Annotated in this window: 15 protein-coding genes; 7 read left to right on the forward strand and 8 right to left on the reverse strand. The window is 64.2% G+C overall.

Annotated elements, in window-relative coordinates:
• Positions 1-543: 543 nt before the first annotated feature.
• Entirely contained in the window at positions 544-1,482 is a 939-nt protein-coding gene (locus tag AKN83_RS02095) for a GlxA family transcriptional regulator (protein WP_063695151.1), read from the reverse strand.
• A 129-nt stretch (positions 1,483-1,611) separates the two neighbouring features.
• Between AKN83_RS02095 and AKN83_RS02100 the strand changes: the two genes are divergently transcribed.
• A complete protein-coding gene (locus tag AKN83_RS02100) occupies positions 1,612-2,298 on the forward strand; it encodes a DJ-1/PfpI family protein (protein ID WP_050401365.1) in 687 nt (228 codons plus the stop codon).
• A 391-nt stretch (positions 2,299-2,689) separates the two neighbouring features.
• Here the strand turns inward: AKN83_RS02100 and AKN83_RS02105 are convergent, their stop codons facing one another.
• Complete coding sequence (locus AKN83_RS02105) at positions 2,690-3,100, reverse strand: NADH:ubiquinone oxidoreductase subunit NDUFA12 (RefSeq protein WP_050401366.1); 411 nt, start codon at positions 3,098-3,100, stop codon at positions 2,690-2,692.
• 267 nt (positions 3,101-3,367) lie between these two features.
• On the opposite strand from AKN83_RS02105, the gene AKN83_RS02110 reads away from it, so the two are divergent.
• On the forward strand, positions 3,368-3,937 hold the full coding sequence (locus AKN83_RS02110) for a BA14K family protein (protein WP_050401455.1): 570 nt from the start codon (positions 3,368-3,370) through the stop codon (positions 3,935-3,937).
• Positions 3,938-3,989: 52 nt separating this feature from the next.
• On the opposite strand, the gene AKN83_RS02115 is transcribed toward AKN83_RS02110, so the two are convergent.
• The gene (locus tag AKN83_RS02115) at positions 3,990-4,886 is read right to left on the reverse strand and encodes a DMT family transporter (RefSeq protein ID WP_050401367.1); all 897 of its coding nucleotides are present in this window, start codon (positions 4,884-4,886) and stop codon (positions 3,990-3,992) included.
• Between the two features lie 180 nt (positions 4,887-5,066).
• Here AKN83_RS02115 and AKN83_RS02120 point away from each other — a divergent pair, with 180 nt between their 5' ends.
• Together AKN83_RS02120 and AKN83_RS02125 are read left to right on the forward strand one after the other, a co-directional pair.
• The gene (locus AKN83_RS02120) at positions 5,067-5,471 is read left to right on the forward strand and encodes a response regulator (RefSeq protein WP_050401368.1); all 405 of its coding nucleotides are present in this window, start codon (positions 5,067-5,069) and stop codon (positions 5,469-5,471) included.
• Positions 5,472-5,490: 19 nt separating this feature from the next.
• On the forward strand, positions 5,491-7,728 hold the full coding sequence (locus tag AKN83_RS02125; protein ID WP_050401369.1) for a CHASE3 domain-containing protein: 2,238 nt from the start codon (positions 5,491-5,493) through the stop codon (positions 7,726-7,728).
• 6 nt (positions 7,729-7,734) lie between these two features.
• On the opposite strand, the gene AKN83_RS02130 is transcribed toward AKN83_RS02125, so the two are convergent.
• Positions 7,735-8,628 carry a DMT family transporter gene (locus tag AKN83_RS02130; protein WP_050401370.1) on the reverse strand — a complete coding sequence of 298 codons (894 nt, stop codon included), beginning with the start codon at positions 8,626-8,628 and terminating at the stop codon, positions 7,735-7,737.
• Between the two features lie 841 nt (positions 8,629-9,469).
• On the opposite strand from AKN83_RS02130, the gene AKN83_RS02135 reads away from it, so the two are divergent.
• Positions 9,470-13,246 (forward strand): vitamin B12-dependent ribonucleotide reductase, encoded by a 3,777-nt coding sequence (locus tag AKN83_RS02135; RefSeq protein WP_050401371.1) that lies wholly within the window; start codon positions 9,470-9,472, stop codon positions 13,244-13,246.
• 132 nt (positions 13,247-13,378) lie between these two features.
• On the opposite strand, the gene AKN83_RS02140 is transcribed toward AKN83_RS02135, so the two are convergent.
• Positions 13,379-13,882: a hypothetical protein gene (locus AKN83_RS02140; RefSeq protein WP_050401372.1), complete on the reverse strand. Its 504-nt coding sequence runs from the start codon at positions 13,880-13,882 to the stop codon at positions 13,379-13,381.
• Between the two features lie 358 nt (positions 13,883-14,240).
• On the opposite strand from AKN83_RS02140, the gene AKN83_RS02145 reads away from it, so the two are divergent.
• Positions 14,241-14,867: a uracil-DNA glycosylase family protein gene (locus AKN83_RS02145; protein WP_063695153.1), complete on the forward strand. Its 627-nt coding sequence runs from the start codon at positions 14,241-14,243 to the stop codon at positions 14,865-14,867.
• A 165-nt stretch (positions 14,868-15,032) separates the two neighbouring features.
• Here the strand turns inward: AKN83_RS02145 and AKN83_RS02150 are convergent, their stop codons facing one another.
• From AKN83_RS02150 to AKN83_RS02165, 3 genes are all read right to left on the reverse strand, one after another.
• On the reverse strand, positions 15,033-15,434 hold the full coding sequence (locus AKN83_RS02150) for a lysozyme inhibitor LprI family protein (RefSeq protein WP_347336817.1): 402 nt from the start codon (positions 15,432-15,434) through the stop codon (positions 15,033-15,035).
• Positions 15,435-15,658: 224 nt separating this feature from the next.
• A complete protein-coding gene (locus AKN83_RS02155; RefSeq protein ID WP_050401374.1) occupies positions 15,659-15,931 on the reverse strand; it encodes a DUF2312 domain-containing protein in 273 nt (90 codons plus the stop codon).
• A 551-nt stretch (positions 15,932-16,482) separates the two neighbouring features.
• Positions 16,483-17,643, reverse strand: coding sequence for a metallophosphoesterase (locus AKN83_RS02165; RefSeq protein ID WP_050401457.1), 1,161 nt, complete (start codon positions 17,641-17,643; stop codon positions 16,483-16,485).
• Positions 17,644-18,077: 434 nt separating this feature from the next.
• Here AKN83_RS02165 and AKN83_RS02170 point away from each other — a divergent pair, with 434 nt between their 5' ends.
• On the forward strand, positions 18,078-19,073 hold the full coding sequence (locus AKN83_RS02170; RefSeq protein ID WP_050401376.1) for an LLM class flavin-dependent oxidoreductase: 996 nt from the start codon (positions 18,078-18,080) through the stop codon (positions 19,071-19,073).
• Positions 19,074-19,091 lie beyond the last annotated feature (18 nt).

The raw sequence follows: 19,091 nt of genomic DNA on the forward strand, positions 1-19,091 counted from the left end.
TCGGCGGGGCGTTTGTCCTGCGCTAATCTCTGCGCGCGGCCTATCCGAGAACCGGCCGGATCTGCGTCGATGACCGGTTTAACGCTCCTCAGGTGCGCGCTCAGTCATGTTTATTGCCGGGGGCAAAGCTGAAATCGGGGACCAGCGGTCGCTGAAATCCCTAGCCGGGAGCGGGCCCGTCTCGACGACAACGCCATCGCTTCGGGGCAGGTGTGACCGGATCGTCGCGGCGGTTGCAGTGACAGCCAGCAGGGTGACGGCCACGAACCCGGTAATCGTTCGATGCTTTGTCATGTGGAACCTCCTCGGGTCCGCAACGCCCCACCTAACGTGGGTCACAGGAACCTTCGCGCGGGTTCATCGGTGCAACGACTGAATGAATCGTGTGAGACCGGACAACGAGCTTGTCCCAAACTCAAATTGCCGCTGCCGGTAACGCCGGTGAGCTTGGCGACGGTCCTTCATCGGCAACCGCGTTGGCTTCGCCGTGGAATGATTGCCCTATCTTTCCAACAACGCGCCGCGATTGCGCACGTCCGCGGCCTACCCCGCGCGCGATGCCCGGCGCAGCGATTGCGGCGGCTGGCCGAAGGCGCGGATGAAGGCGCGGCGCATCCGCTCCGGATCGCGGAAGCCGGTGATCTCGGCGACGCGTTCGATCGCCTCGCCCGACGACTGCACGCGCTGCCGCGCCACTTCGATCCTCAATCGCTCCACCGCCTTCGATGGTGTGGTACCGGTCTCTGCGATGAAGGCGCGGGTGAAATGCCGCGAGCTCATCCCGGCCTTGTCGGCGAGATCCTCGACCGTCAGCGGCGCGTCGAGATGTTCGCGCGCCCAGGCGAGCAATGGCCCGAACCGGCCGTTCGGCGCCTTCAACTCCAGCAGCGAGGAAAACTGCGACTGCCCGCCACTGCGCCGATGGTACAGCACGAGCTGCCGCGCGGTGTTCTGCGCGACCTCGTCGCCGTAGTCCTCGGTGATCATCGCGAGCGCGAGGTCGATGCCGGCGGTGATTCCGGCCGAGCTCCAGATATTGCCGTCGCGGACGAAGATCTGGTCCGGCTCGAGCTTGACCTTCGGATAGGTCTTCACGAAGTGCGGCGTCCGCTGCCAATGCGTGGTGGCGCGGCGGCCATCGAGCAGGCCGGCCTCGGCCAGCACATAGGCGCCCGAGCAGACGCTTGCGACGCGGATGCCGCGGCTCGCCATTCGCCGCACGAATGACAGCGTGACAGGACACGTCGCCGGCGTGCGCACGCCGTTGCCGCCCGCGATGATCAGCGTCGTGATCGCCGCCGACGGCCTGAAGCCGCGCGCCAGCATCTCGATGCCGGACGACGAGCGCACCGGTCCGGCCTTCACCGCGATCGTCTTGATCGCGGGCGGGTCGTTGGCGAAGCGCGCCGCGATCTCGAACGCCGCGATCGGGCCGGCCGCATCGAGCAGCTGGAAGTCGGGAAAGATCAGGATGCCGATCATCTGCCAGATCCTTGCAATGCCAAATCCCCGGAGGCGGCGGCAACGTCCGAAAATGAGGGAATTACGCCATTTTGGACAGAAAGCCATCATGGCATCGTGGTTCCGTCAAGCGCTATTTGGAGAGCTCCGATGTCCGAACCCCTGCAGATTGGATTGCTCGTCTTCCCGAAGGTGACCCAGCTCGACCTCACCGGGCCGCTGCAGGTGTTCTCCTCGGTCCCCGGCGCCAAGGTGCATTTGATCTGGAAACGGATCGAACCCGTTCCGACCGACTCCGTCATGGTCCTGACGCCGACCACGACCTTCGCCGATTGCCCGCAGCTCGACGTGATCTGCGTGCCGGGCGGATTCGGCACCGACGACATGGTCGGCGACGAGGAGATGCTGGCCTTCCTGCGCAAGCAGGCCGAGGGAGCGAAATACGTCACGTCGGTCTGCACGGGCTCGCTGGTGCTCGGCGCCGCCGGTCTCTTGAAGGGCTATCGCGCCACCACGCATTGGAGCGCGATCGATTTCCTGTCGGGGTTCGGAGCCATCCCGACCAAGACGCGGGTCTGCGTCGACCGCAACCGTTTCACCGGCGGCGGCGTCACCGCCGGCATCGATTTCGCGCTGACGCTGGTCTCCGAGCTCGTCGATCGCAAGACCGCCGAAGCGATCCAGCTCAGGCTCGAATACAACCCGGCCCCGCCGTTCAATGCCGGCTCGCCCGATACCGCGCCGGCCGAGGTCCTCGCCTCCATGAAGGAGCGGATGGGACCGGCACACGCGCGCCGGGGCGAATTGATGAGCCAGGCGGCCGCACGGCTGCCCTGACTGATCGTGAGACAACGAAATTGCGAGGCAAAGAAAAAGGCCGCCCGGTTTCCCGAGCGGCCCTTCCTGTCTCACGGTAGCCTCACATTTGCGGGCGATTTCAGGACGTCTGTGCCGGGGGCCTATCTCCCGGCCGCATCCAACTCGGAGGCCGCTGCTCATCGGGACAGTCGCGATCTGGAGCCCGATCCGACGCGATGGTTTCCCATCTCCGTAAGATGGCTTCATTGAGCCGCGAAGACGTGCGCAGCGCAAGCGGACAGCATCGGACACGCACAGCTGTCCCCGCTGTTACCGTTGTCCACAGGCACGCACTCGCGTTGCCACAGGTGCGTGTGCGGTGCACGCGCGCTGTTACACGCGCCGCGTCCGAAACAACAATGCGTGAAGCTCAGCTTCCCGGCGTCCAGGCGTGATAGTCGCCGGTCGCCTTGGGGCGGCGGCCGCTCGCCAGCGTCGAGCCGGACGGACGGTAAGCCTGCGCGGTGCCGGTCATGTTCGGCAGATGCGGCTTTTCCCACTCCCGGGCCACGTACTTCTCGTCGGTCGGGGGCACATCGACCGTGTGATGCAGCCAGCCGTGCCAACCGGACGGGATCCGGGACGCCTCGGCATAGCCGTTATAGACCACCCAGCGGCGCTCGAAATGCAGCGTCGGGTCGATCTCGCCGCCCTTGGTCCGGTAGTAGCGATTGCCCTGCTCGTCCTCGCCGACCAGCTCGCCGTAGCGCGAGGTCCACAATTGCGTGCCAAAGGTCTGGCCGTTCCACCAGGTGAAGAATTTCAGCAGGAATTGTTTCATGCGTGGCCGGTCGTCGGTTCGAGGCAGTCCGGCTCTGATGCCACCTGAATCTGCAAATGTCCAGTCGCCGCCAAGGTAGCCGGACACTCCCGAATTACACCCGGCTTGCGGGTCCTTTGGCGACCAAATGACGCGATCGCGAGGAGTTTTGTTCACCCGCCATACATGCGCCGCCGGTCAAGCAAAGATGACGGACAATCAATGTCGAGCACTGGAACGCCCGACCGCAGAGATGGTTAGACATTGTCCGTTTTGATGGAGTCCAAAATGATCAATATGAAGGTTCTGAGCACCGCCGCGGCGCTGGCGCTTGCGCTGCCGTTGGCTGTGGCGCCGACCGTTTCGTTCGCCCAGTCTGCCGCGCAGATGGGCGCGATGGGCGGTGGCGGTGGTGCGCGCGGCGGCGGCGGCGGTGGCGGTGGCCATATCGGCGGCGGCGGTGGTGGTGGCTTTGGCGGCGGCCGTGGTGCTGCGATGGCCGGTGGCGGCGGCGGTCATTGGGCCGGTGGTGGCGGCGGCCACTGGGCCGGTGGCGGCGGCGGTGGTTGGCACGGCGGCGGTGGCGGCTGGCACGGTGGCTATCACCGTGGTGGCGGCTTCTGGCCGGGCGCGGTTGCCGGTGCAGTCGTCGGCGGAGCCCTCGCCTCCGGCGCGTATTACGGCGGCTACGGCCCCGGCTACTATGACGACAGCTACGGCTACTACGACGAACCGTCTGTCGCCGTGGAGGCGGTGCCGGGCGGCGACGCGAGCTACTGCGCGCAGCGGTACAGGTCCTACGACCCAGCCTCGGGCACCTATCTCGGCTATGACGGCCTGCGGCACCCCTGCCCGTAATTACGGGCTGAGTGCTTGAGTTGGCAAAGGGCGGCGGCAACGCCGCCCTTTTTCATGTCCGCAGCGCCACCGCGACGGCTGCGAAAGTCACTACCAGCGCGATGATGTCGCTCGCGCTGAGCGGCTCGCGCAGCATGACCGCGGCCGCCAGCACGCCGACGACGGGTACCAACAGCGTGCCGATCGACGCGGTCGCCGCCGGCAGCCGCTCCAGCGCCGCGAACCAGCAGACATAGCAAAGGCAGAACTGGATCAGCGTCATGTAGACCATCGACGCCCAGCCGAACTGCGACAGCGCCGCGAGCTGCGGCTGCTCGATCAGGACGCCGGCGATCGCGATCGGCACGCAGCCGATCGCAAGCTGCCAGGCCGCGAGCGACAGCGGCGGCATTGCGAGCTTGAAGAACTTGGTCAGCACGGTGCCAAGCCCGACGCAGAGCGCGCCCGCGAGCGCGAACAGGATGCCGGGCAGCTTGCCGAGGCTCGCGTCGAGACCGCCACCGCCGATCAGCGCGGCGATGCCAGCGAGCGCCACGGCAAGCGCGAGCGCACGCGGCAGCGAGACACGCTCGCCGAGCACCGGCCAGGCCACCAGCGCAACCCACACCGGGATCGAGATCCCGAGCACGGCCGCCTCGCTGGCGCGCAGCCAGATCAGCGCCAGGCCCATGGACGCGACCCAGCCGCCGATCGACAGCGTCGACACCAGGACGAGCCGCAACCACATGCCGTCGGGGACGCGCAGTGGCTGTCCGCGCGCGATCGCCACCAGGCCGAGCGCGAGCGCGCCGACCACGCCGCAGAGCCCGCGCGACGACAGCGGCGGCCACTCGCTAAGCAGGAACTTCATGATCGGGAAATTGAGGCCCCAGCCGGTCGATGCGACCACCAGGAATGCGAGGCCGAGCGGTGACGGCGGGGTGCGGCCGTCGACTGGAACTGCGGTCATGGACCCGTCGCAATGTGGGCGGACAAATACAAGTGATGGTGTCAGGGCTAGCTGGAAATCTGCTTGTCAGCAAACAGCATATGCATTTTATGATACAGACTTTCCGTCCAGGTTCCGCCTTAATCGGGAGACTGGCCAAGCGAGTCGCCGGCACGCGAGGCCGCAGCAAGAGGATGCATCGTGCCGAGCGTTCTCGTGGTCGATGATGACCCGATGGTGTGCGTCGCCATCGAGGTCTGTTTGCAGCGCCAGGGCTTCGACGTCACCGTCGCGGATGGTGGCGAATCGGGTCTGCGCGCGCTGGACAAGGCATCATTCGACGTCATGCTGGTCGACGTCTTCATGCCGCATATGCGCGGTTTCGAGGCGATCCGCATCTTCCACGAACGCGCGCCGCATATTCCCGTGATCGCGATGTCGGGCTATGCCTTCGCCAATGCCGACCGTGCGCCGGATTTCCTGCGGATGACGATCGAGCTCGGCGCGTCGGCCTGCCTGCGCAAGCCGTTCACCCCGCAGGCGCTGGTTGCCGCGGTTAACGAATGTCTTGCGAAGTCCGCTCCTTCTGCTCGTCTTTCCAAATAATTGCTCGTACTAATCGTCGATGGCTTCCCAGCGTCTCATCCTTGGCAGTGGCCTTGCGATCCTCCTCGTCATCAGCGCGGCGTCGATCGGGCTGGACGTCAAGTCGCGCAGCGAGATTGATTCGGTCGATCACGCACTCGGCGTCCTCAAGCGCATTTCGGATGCGCGTTCGCTGCCGCGCGGCGTCGAGAGCGCGGCGCGCGGTTTCGCGCTGACCGGCGACGCCTCCTTCGCGGACGAGTTTCGCGAGCAGAGCACCGCCCTCAGCGCCGCGTTCGACGATTTGATGGCTGCGGTGAAGTCGGCCCCGGAGGAAGCAAAGCTGATCGAGGGCACCCGAGGACAGGTCGAGCGCGCCATTGCGCTTGGTGCCGAACTGATCAGGTTGCGCACGGCGGGCGACACGGCCGGCGCTGCGGCGCTGATCTCGGCGGACGAGAGCCGCGCGCTGATGGACAAGGTCGGGGCGGCGCTCGACCGCCTGGTCGCCGAGGAGCGCCGCCTGCTCGGGATTCGCACCGAACAGTCGAAGACCAATGGCCGGCTGTTGCTGGCGGTCGACCTTGCCGGCGTGGTGATGATCCTGCTGCTCGCGGTCGCGCTGACGTTGACGGCGCGGCGCGTCAGCCGCGAACTGCAGGGCGCGCTCAGCGCGACCAAGGCGACCAATCTGTCGCTCGAGGGCAAGGTGGCCGAACGCACCAAGGATCTCGGCGCAGCCCTCGAAGAGCTCCGCCGTTCCACCTCGGTGATGGAAACCACCTTCCGCACCATGGCGGAGGCGGTGCTGGTGATCGACAGCGGCGGCACCGTGCTGCTCTCGAACCCGGCCGCCGAGAAGATGCTGCGCTACAAGCCGGGTATGACGGTCCGCGAATTGCGCGCCATGAGCACCGTGTTCCAGGCCGACGGCGTCACGCCGATGCAGACCAACGACATGCCTTCGGCCAGGGCGCTCCGCGGCGAGGAATTCGACGGGCTGGAATTCGTCGCCCGGCCGGTGCGCGGCGCGCCGGAAATTCACCTCGTGGTGTCGGGCCGGCCGCTGCGCGACGGCGACGGCACCATCACCGGCGCGGCGCTGATCTATCACGACATCACCGCCTCGCGCGAAACCGAGCACAAGCTGCAGCAGGCGCAGAAGCTCGACGCCATCGGCAAGCTGACCGGCGGCGTCGCGCACGACTTCAACAACATGCTGACGGTCATCACCGGCACCACCGAGACGCTGGTCGACAGCCTGCGTTCGCAGCCGAAGCTTGCGCAAACCGCCGAGCTGATCGACCGCGCCGCCGAGCGATGCCGCGAGTTGATCCAGCATCTGCTCGCCTTCGCCCGCCGCCAGCCGCTGGAGCCGCGCACCGTCGACATCAACGGCACCGTGGTCGATATCGCCAAGTTGCTGCGGCCGACGCTCGGCGAGCAGATCGAGATCGACTCCATGCTCGCGCCCGATGTCGCCAGCGTCCATATCGATCCGTCGCAGCTTGCCAACTCGCTGCTCAACATGGCGATCAACGCCCGCGACGCGATGCCGAACGGCGGCAAGCTGCTGTTCGAGACCAGTAACGTCGTGCTCGACGACGCCTATGCGGCCACCAATCCCGACATCACGCCGGGCCGCTACGTGCTGCTCGCGGTCAGCGACACCGGCACCGGCATGTCGCTCGCGGTGCAGGACAAGGTGTTCGAGCCGTTCTTCACCACCAAGGAGGTCGGCAAGGGCTCCGGACTCGGCATGAGCATGGTCTACGGCTTCGTCAAGCAGTCCGGCGGCCATATCAAGATCTACAGCGAGGAAGGCCACGGCACCACGATCAAGCTGTATCTGCCCCCTGCCCGCGGCCAGGTCGAGGTGGAGGCGTCTGCGCCGGAGCCGGCGCGGCGCGGCAGCGAAGTCATCCTGGTGGTGGAAGACGACCAGCTGGTGCGCAACTACGTCGTCACGCAGCTCGGCAGCCTCGGCTACAAGACCATTGCCGTTCCCGACGCCCGCGCCGCGCTGGCGCTGGTCGACAAGGGCGAGAAGTTCGACCTGTTGTTCACCGACGTGATCATGCCCGGCGGAATGAACGGCCGCCAGCTCGCCGACGAAGTGAGAAAGCGGCGCCCCGGCATCAAGGTGCTCTACACCTCGGGCTATACCGAGAACGCGATCGTGCATCACGGCCGCCTCGACGAAGGTGTGCTGCTGCTGGCAAAGCCCTATCGCAAGGCGCAGCTCGCCAGCATGCTGCAGCAGGCGCTCGGCGAGTGATGTGAGCTACCGCGTCGCCAGCGCGACGCCGGCGAGCGTGAACAGCAGCGCGGTGATCTGGGTCGGCCCGAGCGGCTCGTGCAGCGCGATCGCGGAGGCGATCACGCCGATGACCGGCACCGCCATGGTGCCGATCGCCGCCACCGAGGCCGGCAGGCGGGCCAGCGCGGCGAACCAGGCGACATAGGCGACGCAGAACTGGATCAGCGTCGAATAGACCAAGAGCCACCAGCCGACCGTGGTGACGCGGTCGAGATGCGTGGTCTCGATCATCAGGCCGATGATCGCGATCGGCACGCAGCCGAGGCCGATCTGCCAGGCCGCGGCCGGGATCGGCGGCATCACCAGCGGATATTTCTTCGCCAGCACGGTGCCGAGCGCAAAGCCGAACGCGCCGCCGAGCGCCATGATGATTCCCGGCAGCTTGTCCTTGCTCGCGGAAATGCCGTTGCCGCCCATGATCGCGGCGAGCCCCGCGAACGCCATCAGCAGCGCGATGGTCCGAAGCCACGTCGGCCGCTCGCCGAGCACCGGCCAGGCCAGCAGCGAAGCCCACACCGGCATGGTGTAGGCGATCAGCGCGGTCTCGCTCGCCGGCAGCCAGAGCAGCGCCAGCCCCATCAGCACCATCCAGCCGGAGACGTTGAGCGCCGCATACAGCAGGAGGCGCGGCCACAGCCTTGCCTCGACATGCAGGCTCTGGCTACGGAGCAGCGCCAGCACAGCCAGCAGCACGGCGCCGATCACGCCGGTGATGCCACGCAAGGTCAGCGGCGGCAGCTCGCTGAGCAGGAACTTGGTGGACGGCCAGTTGAACCCCCAGCCCACCGAGGTGATGGCGAGGAACATCAGGCCGGCGGGCGCAAGGCGCGTCCGCCCGGAAGGTTTCTGGTCTGTCATGGAACCCGGCAAGGGTGTGAAAGCAAAGGAGTGAAGACGACGTGAGTCGGCCACACCTTGCCCGCGATTTTGTCGCCCGACCATCACGGCTCTGACATGCCTGATCCCTAAGTTGCCCGTACGCTTACGTGAGTCCCCAAGATTCAATCCGCCGCGGCGAATAAAAACTTCGCCTGTGAACAGCGGGGCGAAACTCCAATCCACAGGGACCAGGAATTTTTTTGGCTTGGGAATCCCTGAGGACTCACCGATAGTTGGCTCGATCACAGGCGCGGCACCGACCCCTGTTATCCCCCTCCTTCCACCATATTTAGTGTTTGATTCAGAAACTCGTACTAGTCCTTGACGGGCGCAACGGACATGGCCTAGCTTTCAACCTGTTCGGCGCGAGTGTGTTTGGGTCCCCGCCGGTCGCTCCCACAAGGGTTCCAAAATGACCACTCCGCCAGGCCTTCGGGCCGCGGGTGAAGGGCTTGTCTGCCCTGATTTTGGGCCCGAGGTCTTTCGAGTCCGGGACGACAAACGGGCCGAGAAGGACCCGGAAACAGAGGCCGTAACCGGCCCGCAAGAAGCGTACGCGTGACGTGTCGCGTGAGCGTTTGGGGCGTTGAATGCATGACCCGGAGGACCCGACCAGTCGGGCGCCGCCCCGGGATCATGCCGCCGCCGGGCCGGGTCAAACCGGCGCCTGGCGGATGAGAGAAAACAGGCCGGGTCCACCGGCTGAGCTGCGGATGACGGGAGGCGTGCCACGCGTGTTCCCAAAGTCTGCGAACAGACAACAATTCCGGCAACCTGCGGGAAACGTGGGACCGGGCAGAACAAGAGACGGGGCTCGACCATGCGAATCGAACGACGCAACACCACCAGCGGACAATCTCCCTACGCCGGGATCAATTTCCGCCTGACCACCTCGGAGATCCGCAACCCGGACGGCTCGGTCGTGTTCCGCGCCGAGAACGTCGAGGTTCCGGAGTTCTGGTCGCAGGTCGCCTCCGACGTGCTGGCGCAGAAGTATTTCCGTAAAGCGGGCGTTGCCGCGCGCCTGAAGAAGGTCGAGGAAGAGACCGTCCCGTCGTGGCTGTGGCGTTCGGTGCCGGACACCGAGGCGCTCGCGACCCTCCCCGAGAACGAGCGCATCGTCGGCGAGACCAGCGCCAAGCAGGTGTTCGACCGCCTCGCCGGCTGCTGGACCTATTGGGGCTGGAAGGGCGGCTACTTCTCCACGGAAGAAGACGCCCTCGCCTTCTTCGACGAGCTGCGCTTCCAGCTGGCCAAGCAGATGGTCGCGCCGAACTCGCCGCAGTGGTTCAACACCGGGCTCCATTGGGCCTACGGCGTCGACGGTCCCGGCCAGGGCCACTATTACGTCGACTGGAAGACCGGCAAACTGACAAAATCGAAGTCGGCCTATGAGCATCCGCAGCCGCATGCCTGCTTCATCCAGGGCGTCGGCGACGACCTCGTCAACGAGGGCGGCATCATGGACCTCTGGGTCCGCGAGGCGCGCCTGTTCAAGTATGGCTCCGGCACCGGCTCCAACTTCTCGAGCCTGCGCGGCGAAGGCGAGAAGCTGTCCGGCGGCGGCCGCTCGTCGGGCCTGATGAGCTTCCTCAAGATCGGCGATCGCGCCGCGGGCGCGATCAAGTCGGGCGGCACCACGCGCCGCGCCGCCAAGATGGTCGTGGTCGATGCCGATCACCCCGATATCGAGACCTATATCGACTGGAAGGTGAAGGAGGAGCAGAAGGTCGCGGCGCTGGTCACCGGCTCCAAGATCAACCAGAAGCACCTCAAGGCCGTGATGAAGGCCTGCGTCAACTGCGAAGGCAGTGGCGACGACTGCTTCGATCCCGAGAAGAACCCGGCGCTGCGCCGCGAGATCAAGCTCGCGCGCCGCAACCTCGTGCCCGACAATTACATCAAGCGCGTCATCCAATTTGCAAAACAGGGCTACAAGGACATCCAGTTCGACATCTACGACACCGACTGGGATTCCGAGGCGTACCTCACCGTCTCCGGCCAGAACTCCAACAACTCGGTGTCGCTGAAGGATGACTTCCTCCGCGCGGTGGAAACCGACGGTGACTGGAATCTGGTCGGCCGCACCACCAAGAAGGTGACGAAGACGCTGAAGGCGCGCGACCTCTGGGAGAAGATCGGTTACGCCGCCTGGGCGTCCGCCGATCCCGGCCTGCACTTCAACACCACGATGAACGACTGGCACACCTGCAAGGCGTCCGGCGACATCCGCGCCTCCAATCCGTGCTCGGAATACATGTTCCTGGACGACACGGCGTGCAACCTCGCCTCGGCCAACCTGCTGACGTTCTACAGCACGTCAACCAAGCGGTTCGACATCGAGTCCTACGAGCATCTCTGCCGGCTCTGGACCATCGTGCTCGAAATCTCCGTGATGATGGCCCAGTTCCCGTCGAAGGCGATCGCCGAGCTCTCCTACGAGTTCCGCACCCTCGGCCTCGGCTTTGCCAATATCGGCGGCCTGCTCATGACCATGGGCCTGCCCTATGACAGCAAGGAAGGCCGTTCGCTGTGCGGCGCGCTGACCGCCGTGATGACCGGCATCTCCTACAAGACGTCGGCCGAGATGGCGGCCGAGCTCGGCACCTTCCCGGGCTACAAGAAGAACGCGAGCCACATGCTGCGCGTGATCCGCAACCACCGCCGCGCCGCCCACGGCAACGCGACTGGCTACGAAGCGCTCGCGGTGAATCCAGTGCCGCTCGATCACGCCTCCTGCCCGCAAGCCGACATCGTCGCGCATGCCAAGCTCGCCTGGGACGACGCGCTGGCGCTCGGCGAGGTCAACGGCTATCGCAACGCGCAAGTTACTGTCGTGGCGCCGACCGGCACCATTGGCCTGGTAATGGATTGCGACACCACCGGCATCGAGCCTGATTTCGCGCTGGTCAAGTTCAAGAAGCTCGCCGGCGGCGGCTACTTCAAGATCATCAACCAGGCGGTGCCGTCCGCGCTGCGCGCGCTCGGCTATCGCGAGAGCGAGATTGCCGAGATCGAGGCCTACGCCGTCGGCCACGGCTCGCTCTCGAATGCACCCGGCATCAACGCCTCGACCCTCAAGGCAAAAGGCTTCACCGATGAAGCCATTGCCAAGGTGGAGAAGGCGCTGCCGACCGCGTTCGACATCAAGTTCGCCTTCAACAAGTGGACGTTTGGCGAAGACTTCATCCGCGACCAGCTCGGCATCGGCGCCGAGGCGATCGCAGCCCCCGGCTTCGACCTGCTCCAGGCCGTCGGCTTCACCAAGCGCGAGATCGAGGCTGCCAACGTCCACATCTGCGGCGCGATGACGGTCGAAGGCGCCCCGCATCTGAAGGCCGAGCACTACCCTGTGTTCGACTGCGCCAACCCCTGCGGCAAGATCGGCAAGCGCTATTTGTCAGTCGAGAGCCACATAAGGATGATGGCGGCCTCGCAGCCGTTCATCTCGGGCGCGATCTCGAAAACCATCAACATGCCGAACGACGCCACGGTGGAGGACTGCAAGTCCGCCTATCTGTTGTCGTGGAAGCTGGCGCTGAAGGCCAACGCGCTGTACCGCGACGGCTCGAAGCTGTCGCAGCCGCTCAACTCGCAGCTCATCTCCGACGACGAGGACGAGGACGATGCGGTCGAGGCGCTCTACGAGAAGCCGATGGCCGCGCGTGCCGCCCAGGTCTCGGAGAAGATCGTCGAGAAGCTGGTCGAGCGCATCGTCGTGATGCGCGAGCGCGAGAAGATGCCCGATCGCCGCAAGGGCTACACCCAGAAGGCGGTTGTCGGCGGCCACAAGGTCTATCTGCGCACCGGCGAATATGACGACGGCCGGCTCGGCGAGATCTTCATCGACATGCACAAGGAAGGCGCGGCGCTGCGCTCCTTCATCAACAACTTTGCGATCGCGGTCTCGCTCGGCCTGCAATACGGCGTGCCGCTGGAAGAATATGTCGACGCCTTCACCTTCACCCGCTTCGAGCCCGCGGGTCCGGTGCAGGGCAACGACTCGATCAAATACGCGACCTCGATCCTCGACTATGTGTTCCGCGAGCTCGCGGTGAGCTACATGAGCCGCTTCGATCTGGCCCATGTCGATCCGAACGAGTCGGGCTTCGACGCGCTCGGCAAGGGCGTCGAGGAAGGCAAGGAGCAGCCCGAAGAGGCGCCGCACCACCAGGCGACGAAGTACCTGTCGAAGGGCCTCACCCGGTCGCGCACCGACAACCTTGTCGTCATGCGCGGCGGCTCGGCCGCTGTCAGCAGCAATGCCGACAACGCCCCCGCCGGCGGCAGCCGCGTCACCGCACTCGCCTCCCACGGCGCCACCGCGCGCGGCGCCTCCGACACCATCGAAGGCGCCGTCGCCCTGAAGCAGGAAGTCAGCCACGACCTCTCGCCGACCGAGAAGCTCGAGGCGCTGAACTGGAGCAAGCCCGGCACCGCCGCAGCCGCCGCCCCGTCCAAGGCGGAGCGTCGCGCCGAAGCGAAAGCCAAGGGCTACGAAGGCGAGATGTGCTCGGAGTGCGGCAACTTCACGCTGGTGCGAAATGGGACCTGCATGAAGTGCGACACTTGCGGCAGCACGACGGGATGTTCGTGAGGGATGATCGACGACGAAGAACGGTTCCAGTCTGAGCTTTTCTAAGGCATGCATGAAGGGCGGCCGGCGGGCCGCCCTTATTATTTAGCCGCTCCAAGGCACTCCACGGTTAACCAACTTCGGGTTCTCCGCTCACGCGCCCCGCAAGTGGCTACGGATGTTTCTGGCCCAATCAACAACGTCGCCGTCTATCAGCTTAACCACGAGATTCATGCACATCTTGGCTTCTTCAGTCATGTCCGTGATGTCTTGCACTTTGCCGAAATAAGCGACCGCCTTCAGGCTCGTGCGAGATACATGAGACGCGCCTTCGTCATCCCACGTGCCATGCACCAATCTCACTCGCGCGTCGTTAACACGAAAGCATCTATTAAAGACCTGCGTAACCTCTGTTTCTGTTGGCTCGCCAGGCTCCAACAACGTGTGAATAAAGGCTGATGTTACTCGACAAAGAGCCGCAAAATCGTAAGACGCAGTCACGATGTGGAATTGATCAGGAGTTAACTCCAGGAGATCGCTGAGTAAGTGCCGAATTGCGAACTCTAGCTGAGAGAACTGATAGACGAATTTTCCGATCGCCTGATAAAGAACTGGATCATCCAGGAACTCTTTGATTTCTCCTTTGGGTCCCTTCATCGACATTCCCTCCGACCTATCGGCAATACTCTCTCCTACCACGTGCACGGAAAGGGTGCTAATGGGGGCTATTTCAACCGAAGCGCCCAGCCCCTGCTCCCCTTCAACACTGAAGCAAGCCTAGCTCGGATGAGCGAAGCGGAATCTGGGACCGGCACATAACTCGCAAGGTCAGTCCCGCATATCGCATGCGCTCATCCGAGCTACTTGCCGCCAATGACTTTCAGGAGAAATTTCCATTATGGATTCGCCCTCTGAATCAGTGCCTTCACTTGAAACTCATCCCTACAATTGCCACGCAATTCCCCAGGCCACGCGAGTCTTAATTGTTGGGACTGCGCCTCCGCCAAGATTTTCGTTGCCACGCGCGCAGCATGCGGGACCGAAGAAAGACTTTGATGCTGATTTCTTTTACGGGTCTGGAAGTAACTATCTATGGCTGTACTTGGAAAAGGCCACGGGTGAGCAAGTCTTCGCAAATCCTGGTAGTCCGGAGGCAGCGGCCGAACCCACCGAATATCTAATGCATGACTTCCTGCGGCGCCATCGCATTTGGATGCGCGACGTTCTTCAAACCTACAAAAGGAAGAAAGGCCATGAAGCCAGTTCGTCGGACGAGCATATCGACATAAACAATAGAGAAACAACCTTCCTGAACTTTCCCGCCGTACTTGAAGCCGCTCCGAACTTGAGCAGAGTCGTTTTTACCAGCGTCCGAGCTGCTGACTGGTTCTTCAATAGGGCGTTGGCAGTTGGAGCCGCCTCTGACGGTTCCCAAAACTATCGCCAGATGTTTGTTGCCGCCAACAGCGCAAGAAGCGAACGCAGCGGAAGAAGGCAAGTCGAACAATTTTGCGAAGCAGAGTTCAACGGCATGGTTATCGGATTCTACGTTGCGCCCTCTCCGTCTGGCTCCGCGCGCCACGGTCTCAACACAGGCCAGTGCGTCGAGATCTATCGAAGTATCATCTTTGACAACCGCTAATGCTGCTCGATAGCCCGAGCGCGCAAGGGCGCAGCGGGGTTGGGCAAAGCAAGCGTAGCCCGGATGAGCGAAGTGATATCCGGGACCAGCACGCAGACCGAAAGATCAATGCCGCATATCGCTTCGCTCACGCGGGCTACTCGCTGACGATCAAGACGGCACCGTCTACCGCGAGCCATGCGCGCGCTTTTCGAGAAGCAGCGTGCGGTCGGCGATGTCCTTCAATTCGAACGCCTGGGAGTCGAGGAACGCGACGGACCCGTTGTTGGGGTCCGCGGCGAGGCGATGGGTTTCGCTGAGATGATGCTTCAGCCAGGCTCGCTGCTCGCTGAGCAATTGCGCGTGCGCCTCGCCCTTCGAGGTGGGGAGAACGGCTTGATAGGCGGTGTTGAGCCGCATGTCCCACTTGCCGATTTCGGCCTTGCCGCAATCGAGCATCTTCGTCGACACCCCTTCGGCCTTGTCCATGCACGCGTCAAACTCGGCGCTTTGCTGCGCGCCGGCCGATAAGGTGCCGAGCACGAGCATGGCCGCAACAATGACAGGCCTCCGCGAAAGCATCACCACGTCCAAATCACCCCGCCTTGCGTCTCTCGACAACCATCGCCGCACAAAAGCGTCCGAAATGAGATCAAGGCAAGCGAAGGGCGGATTAGGACTACCGCGTCAGAGTACTCCCTCCGCCGTCACTGCGAGGAGCGACAGCGACGAAGCAATCCATCTATCCGCGTTTGCGGCGGAATGGATTGCTTCGCTTCGCTCGCAATGACGGCTGGCAGCCTCCGCAGCCCTCACGCCGCCTTCGCGGTCTTGCCGTCCGCCGGCGCCGTCTCCATCGCGCGCATGTAGAGATCGAGCAGGCTTTCACGCTCGTCGCGCTCGTCCTGGTCCTGCTTGCGCAACTTGATGATCTCCTTGAGGATCTTGACGTCGAAGCCTTCTCCCTTGGCTTCCGAGAAGACTTCCTTCTTCTGCTCGCTCAGTTCCCCGATTTCGGTGTCGAGGTTCTCGATCCGCTCGACGAAGGAACGAATTTTTCCGCCGGGAATGGTGATGTCGGACATGGTGCCTCCTGCTGAATGAGGTCGTGAAAATGAGAGCAAAGAGATGACCAATGTCTTAAGCAAACGCGATCGCGGAGGCGTCTCGATCGCGCTCGGCCAAAAGTCGTAAAGCTCGTCCGCCAATGTCGCTATTCAGTTACGCGAAATCCAAGCTACGATCACCTTGGGAACCGCTCCTTATATGTCCAAGTGGCGGTAGGGAATGAAACAGCCTGCATGCAAGATTTTGATGATCGTTGGGATGGCGCGTCTATTCCTAGCGAACACTGGCACTTTCATCGGCGCTTGCTGCAGCGATACGGAGTCGTGCTCGGGCCCGGAGAGTACTCCGGCATCGTTAGGGCGCTTCGCAAAAAAGAAGCTATTGTCGTCGAAGCGAGGGGCAAAGGTCTGGCAATATATCGCGTCAGGCTGAACATATCGAGAGAGCGCGTCTATGTACTCGCGAAAGGACAGCAAATTCTCAGCGCCTTTCCACCACAGCGTTTCCGGAGACGACGGACGCCGGAGGTGAAGAAGGGATACCTCGACATTCCAGGAAAGCCCTCCATTCAAGTTTTCTTTCGAGTGCTAAAATCATAGGCTCTAACCGCGTCATCCGCCACCCGCAACGTGATCCGCGTCAATTCGGAGGGACGGCCGAGCCGCAAGGCAAAACCCGGCCACAGCGCGGTGCCGTTGTTGACGTAGAGCGTCATGCCGTCGACGTCGTAGCGGCCCGAGACGAAGCCGGCATTGGCGGGTGCGGCGAGACGATCGATTCCCCAGATCAAGCCGCCATGGGTGTGTCCGGAGAGTTGCAGGGCAACGCCGAGCCGAGCGGCGTTGCGGGCGTCGCTCGGCTGGTGGTCGAGCAGGATGACAGGCGCGCCCGCAGGCGCGCCGTCGAGCACCGCGGCAAGGTCGCGGATCGAATGGCCGCGGTGGCGCGAGGCGCGGTCGGTAATCCCTGCGATCACCAGGCGGCCCTCGCCGCGTTCGAGAACGATGTGCCGGTTCTCGAGCGAGCGCAGGCCGAGCGCTTCGTAGTGCGCCATCCAGCCGTCATAGCCGAAGATATATTCGTGATTGCCCGAGATCACGTAGACGCCATCGGCGGCCATCAGGTCGCGCAGCGGCGCGATGTCGCCCCGCCGCGCATCGATGGTGCCGTCGATCAGGTCGCCGGTGATCGCGATCAGGTCGGCGCCGAGCTTGTTCGCTCGCTCGACCACGGTGCGCGCCCATGGCGCGGGAAACAGCCGGCTGATGTGCAGATCGGTCAGCTGCAGGATGGTGTAGCCGTCGAACGCTTGCGGAAGTCCCGGGATACCGACCTCGACATTCTTCAGCGGCGGAATGCGCATCGCCTGATGCACGCCGATCGCGGCGGCGACGCCCGCCACGCCGGCAAGTGCGTAGCGGACACTGTCGGGCGCGCCGACAAAGCCGCCGTGGATCAGCGCTGCGACCAGCAGGCCAGCATCGAGCGCCAGTTGCAGCAGGGCGAGCAGCATGACCGCGCCGAACGCCCAGTTGAACAGCGCCACCACCGGGCGCGGAAACTCCGGCGAGAATTCCGATCCCGACGACCATCTGTTCCAGCGATGAAACTGCAAGGCGACCAGCACCAGCAATGCGGCGACGATCTTGGCCGCAAGCGGCCAGTCGAGCGGCCAGATGAAGCGGGTCAGGATCAAGAGGCTGATCAGGCCGAAGATGAGTTGGGGAATAGGTTCGCTCCGAATCGGATCGGCGGGACTGTGCGGGCGGCGCGCAGCGAAGGTAGGGTGGATCGGCCGCGGGTGGTAGCGGTCGTCATTAATAACATTTTCGCCAGGTTGCACGGCGCTAAAGCGCCGGTGAGCGTGGCCTCGCTGTGGGGCAAGGCTGACGTGGCATGGCGGCGGGCGCCTGCACCATTTCGGAATAATGGAAATTTACCGCTGAGTTGCCCGACGCGTCAAGTCGTTTCTTCGGGCCGCCCCTCGCCATTGCTACTGTGCATGGGGTTGTTTTCGATATTTTGGGACCGGCACGGGCGGATTGACCGGGGTGGCGACCATATCCATATGCATCTGCATGAACCGGCTGCGCCCCGCCGTTTCGCCCTCGCCTGGACATAGCCAAATACCACCGGCGCCGTCCCCAACGTTCCGGAGCTCCCGTGGCCGCCCTTTCCATCCTCGATCTCGTCCGCGTCACCGAAGAGACCGACGCGCGCGGCGCGCTGTACAATGCGCGCGATGTCGCCCGCCATGCCGAGGCGCTCGGCTATCGCCGGATCTGGGTGGCGGAGCATCACAACATGGCCGGGATCGCGAGCGCCGCGACGTCGGTGGTGATCGGGCATATCGCGGCGGGCACCAAGACCATCCGGGTCGGCGCCGGCGGCATCATGCTGCCGAACCACGCGCCTTACGTGATTGCCGAGCAGTTCGGCACGCTGGCGCGCCTGTTTCCGGATCGGATCGACCTCGGCCTCGGCCGCGCGCCGGGCACCGATCAACTCACCCTGCGCGCGCTGCGCCGGACGCCGGAATCCGCCGAGAACTTTCCGCAGGACGTGCTCGAGGTGCAGGCTTTCCTCGCCGCTGCCGGGCCCAACCAGCGCATCCAGGCGGTGCCGGCCGCCGGCACCGACGTGCCGCTGTGGATTCTCGGATCGAGCAATTTCGGCGCGATGCTGGCCGGCGAGCTCGGCCTGCCCTACGCCTTCGCCTCGCACTTCGCCCCCGAGTTGCTGCTGCAGGCGCTGCAGATCTACCGCGCGCGCTTCAAGCCGTCGGAGCAGCTCCAGCAACCGTACACGATGGTCGGCGTCAACATCATCGCCGCCGACACCGATGCGGAAGCGCGGCGGCTTGCCACCACGCAGCAGATGTCGTTCACCAACATCTTCCGCGGCGCGCGCGGCCTCAGCCAGCCGCCGATCGACGACATCGAGACTTACTGGTCGCCCGCGGAGAAGGTCCAGGCGATGCGGATGCTGGAGCGCTCCATCATCGGCTCGCCTCAGACGGTGCGCGCCGGCATCGAGGCGCTGGTCGCGGAGACCGGCGCCGACGAATTGATGATCGTGTCCGACGTCTACGACCACCAGAAGCGGCTGCGATCGTTCGAGCTGATCGCCGAGGCCGGCGGGATCAAGCCGCAGACGTAGCGGCAGGATGGGGGAGCG

It is taken from the genome of Bradyrhizobium embrapense, from assembly GCF_001189235.2.
GTDB lineage: Bacteria > Pseudomonadota > Alphaproteobacteria > Rhizobiales > Xanthobacteraceae > Bradyrhizobium > Bradyrhizobium embrapense.